7 protein-coding genes and 1 pseudogene are annotated in these 6,187 nt (G+C 30.7%); 1 reads left to right on the top strand and 7 read right to left on the bottom strand.

Annotated elements, in window-relative coordinates; all coding sequences use genetic code 11:
* Positions 1-180: 180 nt before the first annotated feature.
* Entirely contained in the window at positions 181-813 is a 633-nt protein-coding gene (locus tag V5787_RS07450; RefSeq protein WP_336892624.1) for a 7-carboxy-7-deazaguanine synthase QueE, read from the bottom strand.
* Between the two features lie 194 nt (positions 814-1,007).
* Here V5787_RS07450 and V5787_RS07445 point away from each other — a divergent pair, with 194 nt between their 5' ends.
* The gene (locus V5787_RS07445) at positions 1,008-1,580 is read left to right on the top strand and encodes a hypothetical protein (protein ID WP_336892623.1); all 573 of its coding nucleotides are present in this window, start codon (positions 1,008-1,010) and stop codon (positions 1,578-1,580) included.
* A gap of 3 nt (positions 1,581-1,583) precedes the next feature.
* Here V5787_RS07445 and V5787_RS07440 read toward each other — a convergent pair whose 3' ends face one another.
* The 6 genes and pseudogenes from V5787_RS07440 to V5787_RS07415 all read right to left on the bottom strand — a co-directional run.
* A complete protein-coding gene (locus tag V5787_RS07440) occupies positions 1,584-2,303 on the bottom strand; it encodes a peptidylprolyl isomerase (RefSeq protein ID WP_336892622.1) in 720 nt (239 codons plus the stop codon).
* A 9-nt stretch (positions 2,304-2,312) separates the two neighbouring features.
* Positions 2,313-3,212 (bottom strand): exopolyphosphatase, encoded by a 900-nt coding sequence (locus V5787_RS07435; RefSeq protein WP_336892621.1) that lies wholly within the window; start codon positions 3,210-3,212, stop codon positions 2,313-2,315.
* An 11-nt stretch (positions 3,213-3,223) separates the two neighbouring features.
* Positions 3,224-3,712 (bottom strand): histidine phosphatase family protein, encoded by a 489-nt coding sequence (locus V5787_RS07430; RefSeq protein ID WP_336892620.1) that lies wholly within the window; start codon positions 3,710-3,712, stop codon positions 3,224-3,226.
* 100 nt (positions 3,713-3,812) lie between these two features.
* Positions 3,813-4,460 carry a pyridoxamine 5'-phosphate oxidase gene (gene pdxH, locus V5787_RS07425; RefSeq protein WP_336892619.1) on the bottom strand — a complete coding sequence of 216 codons (648 nt, stop codon included), beginning with the start codon at positions 4,458-4,460 and terminating at the stop codon, positions 3,813-3,815.
* Positions 4,461-4,480: 20 nt separating this feature from the next.
* A complete protein-coding gene (locus V5787_RS07420; protein ID WP_336892618.1) occupies positions 4,481-5,971 on the bottom strand; it encodes a sodium:solute symporter in 1,491 nt (496 codons plus the stop codon).
* 75 nt (positions 5,972-6,046) lie between these two features.
* A pseudogene (locus V5787_RS07415) lies at positions 6,047-6,187 on the bottom strand (IS1595 family transposase); the annotation flags it as partial.

Below are 6,187 nucleotides of genomic sequence, written 5' to 3'. Positions count from 1 at the left end.
GAAAAACTAAACAATAGACCTAGAAAGATACTTGGATATAAAACACCAAAAGAAATGATGGATATTGAACTTAAAATTGTAGCTCAGTAACATCATAAAACTAAAACGTTTTGTTGCGTTACAACCTTGAATCCAAGCAATTAATATTGATTGGGCTTTTTTTGTGAGTGAAATTCTTGTTTATGGAATGTTTAAATATTTATGAGTTTGTAAAGAAATTTTCCACTTAGGGTGTTTCATTACATAATCGATGATTTTTGGAATCATTTTGTCTTTTTTACTCCATTCAGGTTGTAGGTACAATATACAAGAATTAGATACTTTGGTAGCTTGTTCTTCTGCAAATTGAAAATCATTTGTATTGTGAATAATCATTTTTAATTCGTCCGCCGCTTGGTAACATTCTTTTAAAGGAAGTTTTGTCTTTTTTGGAGATAAACAAAACCAATCCCAGATCCCAGATAATTTATACGCACCTGAAGTTTCAATATGGGTTCTCATTCCTCCTTTTCTGAGTTTTGTGGTGATATAGTCTAATGACCACATTAAAGGTTCTCCTCCAGTTACAACAACTGTTTCAGCATATATCTTTGCATTGGCAACAATTTTATCAGTAAGAGTAGGAGGGTGCAATTTTGCATCCCAACTTTCTTTTACATCACACCAATGACATCCAACATCACAACCGCCAATTCTAATAAAGTAAGCAGCAGTTCCTGTATGCCCACCTTCACCTTGAATCGTATAGAATTCTTCCATCAAAGGAAGCATTTCACCCAAGGCAATTAATTCTTGATCGTTTTGTGTAATCATAGTCCAAATTTGAGGGTGCAAAGGTACTTAAATCAAATAGTTTACACCCTATGGTTGTTGTTTATTTTTATTGAAAGCTATGAAGAACTAGATAAAAAATAGTTAATATATTTAATTCATAATTATTTGAAATTGTATGACTTATTAGAAGAAAAAAAGTACTTTTATCCTATATAAAATCAAATAAAATAATCATGATTAAAACTAATTTCAAATATTTTTCTTTTTTAATTTTTATAGTTACAGTTGCAAGTTGTTCTGGAAAAGATGAGTTTACTGTAGAAAAAAACAGGGTAGGTTTAATTACTTCTAAAACTAAAGTTATGGAAATTGATGAATTGTTTCAGAATGATTCCATAGTAAAACGATTAAGTGAAGGAATATTAGGTTATCGAGGAAGACAAGCTCAAAGCGATGATTTTTATTTGATTTATTCTAAAGAAGGAAAACACCTATTGACCTTAACTCCAAAAGAACCTTTAGATTCTTTGTCGACAATCCGTATTGTAGATATTCATGATGGAATTTATACAACTATTGATGGTATTGGGTTGAACTCGAAATTTGAAGAAATAAGTCTAGCGATGAATATTTCAAAAATAGAATCTACTTTTACAAAAGTAGTATTGTATTTAGATAAAATAAATGCGACTATGACGTTAAATAAAATAGATTTGGGAATCAAAACGATTCAAACGAATGATGTTCAGTTAGAGCAAATTCCTAATCTTGTAACACCACAGTCTTTTGTAGTTTGGTTTGATTAGATTTTAATCTAGGATCGTTATTTTCATGGTAATTTCTTTTTCAGGCCATTCATAGCGATCAATTTTTACCTGCGTAATTTTATCAATCACTTCTATACCATCGATAATTTCTCCAAAAACGGTATGTTCAAAATTAAGGTGTGATTGGTTTTTATCAGCTTGAATAAAATAGAATTCAAAAGGTGTTGATTCTTTGGTTGGATTGTTTACCCAGTCTCTAGCCGCTGCAATACAGCCACGTTTATGACTTCTTTTTTTTCTGAATTCAGCTGGAATTCGATAATTGTGTAGTTGCTCTTTATAAGCTGGAGTTACTAAGTTATCAGAATTTCCTCCTTGTACAATAAAGTCAGGAACAACTCTATAAAAAGAGGTAGAGTTATAATATCCGCTTTTAACCAAATAGAGGAAACTAGCACGATGTATTGGCGTGTCTTTGTATAAACGCACAGTAATGCTGCCTAGGTGCGTATCAATTCTCAATTTGGTTTGTGGGTTTTCTTTGCCGTATTGAGTAAAAAATTCAACGGCATTATCTGTCGTTATAGAATCAAAAATATATTTTCTATCTCTTGGCAGAATGTATTTTTTTTTCGTTTCAGTTTTACTTATGACTTTTGTTATTAATGTGTCTTTTGTTGAAGTTTGCTGTTTTGACTCACTTTTGCATGATATAAAAATTATAATCAGGAAAATATTAGTAAGTCGATAAAATTTCTTCATAAAAATGATCTAAGCCTTAAGAGTACCACTGTACAAACTTTTGATGATTCCATCAGATAATCCAATTTTAGGGACATATATTTTTTTAGCACCGCTCCATTTCATTGCAGAAAGGTAAATTTTTGTAGCAGGAATGATAACATCAGCACGATCTGGATTTAATCCTAGTTCTGAAATCCTGTCATCATAAGACATCTTTTTTAAGAATTGGTAGTGAGTATTCATGTAGATATAGGAAAGAGGTTTGTCAATTTTTTGTCCAGACATTTTGAAAATTTTATTGATATTGCCTCCTGAGCCTATCAAAACTATTTTTTTTAGGTCTTTTGTATGAGTTTCAATCCAATTTCTAATTTCTTTCCAAGCTTCTTTTTTGTCTATTTTTTTATTAAGTAATCTAACTGTTCCCATTTTGAATGACTTAGATGCAATAACTTTCTGTTTTGAAAAGACGGTGAATTCAGTGCTTCCACCACCAACATCTACATATAAATATGATTTATGACCTTCTGTTAATTCAGTTAAATCTGTTGAAGCAATAATCTCTGCTTCTTTTTTACCATCGATTATTTCAATATCAATAGTTGTTTCCTTTTTTATTCTTTGGATTAGTTGCTTTCCATTTGTAGAATCTCTCATTGCCGAAGTAGCACAGGCTTTGTACATTTCTACACCGTGTACTTTCATTAAAAGCTTAAAAGCTTTCATGGTATCAATCATTCTCTTAGAATTCTCTTCAGAGATAATACCTGAATTAAAGGCATCGGCACCTAAACGAATAGGGACACGGATAAATGTAGATTTCTTAAACTTAGGACCTTCGTCTTTTAAAATAATAATATTTGAAATTAATAAGCGGACAGCATTTGATCCAATATCAATCGCTGCATATTTTTTGATTTCTAACAATGTGATACAATTTATTTATGTTTCTTAGGCGATTCTTGAAAAATTGTTTTCCCTTTTTTAATACTTTTCCAATGGTTGATGTCAAACTGGATAGCAATCACTCCGCAAGTAGGAACATGTGGAATAAAGACATCTCCATATTTGTTTACAAAATCATTAATTCCATGATCGTGACTAAAAATAATTGCGGAATCAAATTCGTTATCTAAAGCTTTAATAGTTTTCACCAAATAACCATCACTAAAACTATACAAAGATTTTTTAATTTGTAGATTAGAAAGAGGATAGCCAAAAATATTACTAAATATAACTCCTGTTGACAATGCTCTTGTAGCACTGCTGGTGATAAAAACATCAGGCTTGTCTATTTTTTGAACAAGCGCCTTTGCTACCAAATAAGAATCTTTAATACCTCTTTTTTTTAGAGGTCTATCGATGTCATTTATACCGCTATACTCCCAAGAAGATTTGGCGTGACGTACAATATATACTGTTTTCATATATACAAATTAATAGGTTCAAATATACTAAAAATGTTTAATTAGGTACTTTAAATCAATCATAATCTATCTATTTTTTTTATTATATCAATAATAATTATTAAGGAGCTAACCGATCTACTTTCCAACTAAAATCTTTTTGTAGATCATATCTGATACGATCGTGCATTCTATTGGGTCTTCCTTGCCAGAACTCAATAGATTGAGGTTTAATCACATAGCCTCCCCAGTGTTTCGGCCTAGGGATTTCTTTGTTTTCAAACTGTTCTTCAAATTTCTTTAAATTGGAATCTAAATCATTTTTGGATTTTACTATTTCACTTTGATTGGATGCCCAAGCACCAAGTTTACTCCCTTCAGGCCTAGATTCAAAATAGCCATCTGATAGGTTTTCTGCTATTTTTTCAGCCTTACCCTTGATAATTATTTGTTGTTCCATGTTTTGCCAGAAAAAGGAAAGGCATACATTTGAATTTACATCTATTGCTTTGCCTTTTTCACTAGTATAATTGGTATAAAAGATAAAACCTTCCCAAGTGATTTTTTTTAAGAGTACAATTCGGCTTTTAGGAAATCCATCAATTCCAATAGTGGAAAGAGTCATAGCATTATGCTCACCAGAATTATTTGAGTTTTCTACTTCATATAACCATGTTTGGAATAGCTCTAATGGGTTTTCTGGAAGATCTTTTTTAAGAAGTTCCTTTTTAATGTAAACTTTTCGGTAATCACTCAAATCTTTGTACATAATGCAAAAATAATTAATATTTATTTTGAAAAGTGGATTTTAATCGATTTTATGTTTTGCACTCTTATTAAAAAAAGAGTTGAAAAAGTTATCAATCCGTTTAAGATTAAAAGTTCATTTCCAAATTTATACCCATTGAACCATTGAGGTGAATTTATATCAACCGCTGCCGTAATTACTAAAGATATTAAAGCTACCATCGGTACCCATTTTTCTTTAATTTCATATTTTGTAAATATTCCAAAAGCAAACAAACCTAATAATGGACCATAGGTATAACTTGCTACTTTTAACAGGCTGCTTATTACGTTGTCTGTAAGTACGTGTTTAAAAATAATAATTACAAATACAAGTAAGACAGAAACACCAATATGTACTTTTTTTCTGATTTTTTTTTGTTTCTCTTGCTTGTGATTTTCTATAGATAGAAAATCAAAGCAGAAAGAAGTAGTAAGTGACGTTAATGCACTATCGGCACTGGAGTAAGCTGCAGCAATTAAACCAAGAATAAACATCATAGCAATGGGATAACCTAAATTTTGATGTAAAGCAATTTCGGGAAACAATAAATCTGTTTTAGGGCTTCCGTCAACCATGGGTATAACGACTCCATTTTTATCAGCATAAATAAATAATAGTGCACCTAAAAAGAGAAAGACAAAATTTACAATAATTAAAACAAATCCAAGAGAAATTATGTTCCACTGTGCTTCTTTTACGTTTTTACAGGTCAGATTTTTTTGCATCATATCTTGATCCAAACCAGTCATTGCAATAGCAATAAACATACCTCCAAAGAAAGATTTTAGTAGATGTTTGTTGCTTTTGAGATCGTCGTTAAAAATAATTTTTGAGTAAGATTGAAACTCATCAGAATTATATGCATCCAAAATGGACCATTGAAAACTATCGCAAATAATATAGATTGCCGTTATAACGGCAGTAAGCATAAAAACAGTTTGTAGCGTATCTGTCCAGATAATTGTTTTTATGCCGCCTTTAAAAGTATACATCCAAATTAGCAATATTGAAATTACAACTGTAAACTCAAATGGGATATTCCATGCATCTAAGATGAAATATTGAAATACAGATGCTACTAAAAACAAACGAAATGAAGCACCCAAAACTCTGGATACAAAAAAGAAAATTGCACCTGTTTTATGACTTATAATACCAAATCGAGTTCTTAAATATTCGTAAATAGAAGTAATATTGGATTTGTAATATATAGGAAGTAGTATATAAGCGATGACAAAATAACCCGCCAAATACCCGAAAACAATTTGCATATAACTAAACTGACTGGCATTGACCCAACCAGGAACAGAAATAAAGGTGACCCCAGAGAGTGAGGCTCCAATCATTCCAAAAGCAACGATATACCAAGGGGATTTTTTTCCTGCTTTGAAAAAAGAGTCGTTGCTGTCGTTTTTGCTAGTGAAATAGGAAATTCCTAATAAAACTAAAAAGTAAATAACGACAACTAGAATAATTTGATAAGCCTGCATAATTATGGAGTTCTAATAAATAGTGAAAATACTAAAGTTTTTATTGGAGAGGTAGATTAAGTTAAACAACCTGAATTATACGCCTAGTGTCTGTTTTATATTTTTTTGATATTTAGGTTTTTGTAGTACCATTCTAAGAATTGTTTTATGAAAAATGGATTTTTTGTATTGTGACCTATTAATTCTAAAACAAAATTCATCAAAATATGCTTGTAT

The sequence above is a fragment of the Flavicella sp. genome, from assembly GCF_037132785.1.
Lineage (GTDB): Bacteria > Bacteroidota > Bacteroidia > Flavobacteriales > Flavobacteriaceae > Flavicella.
This window is presented reverse-complemented; position numbering and strand designations above follow the sequence as displayed.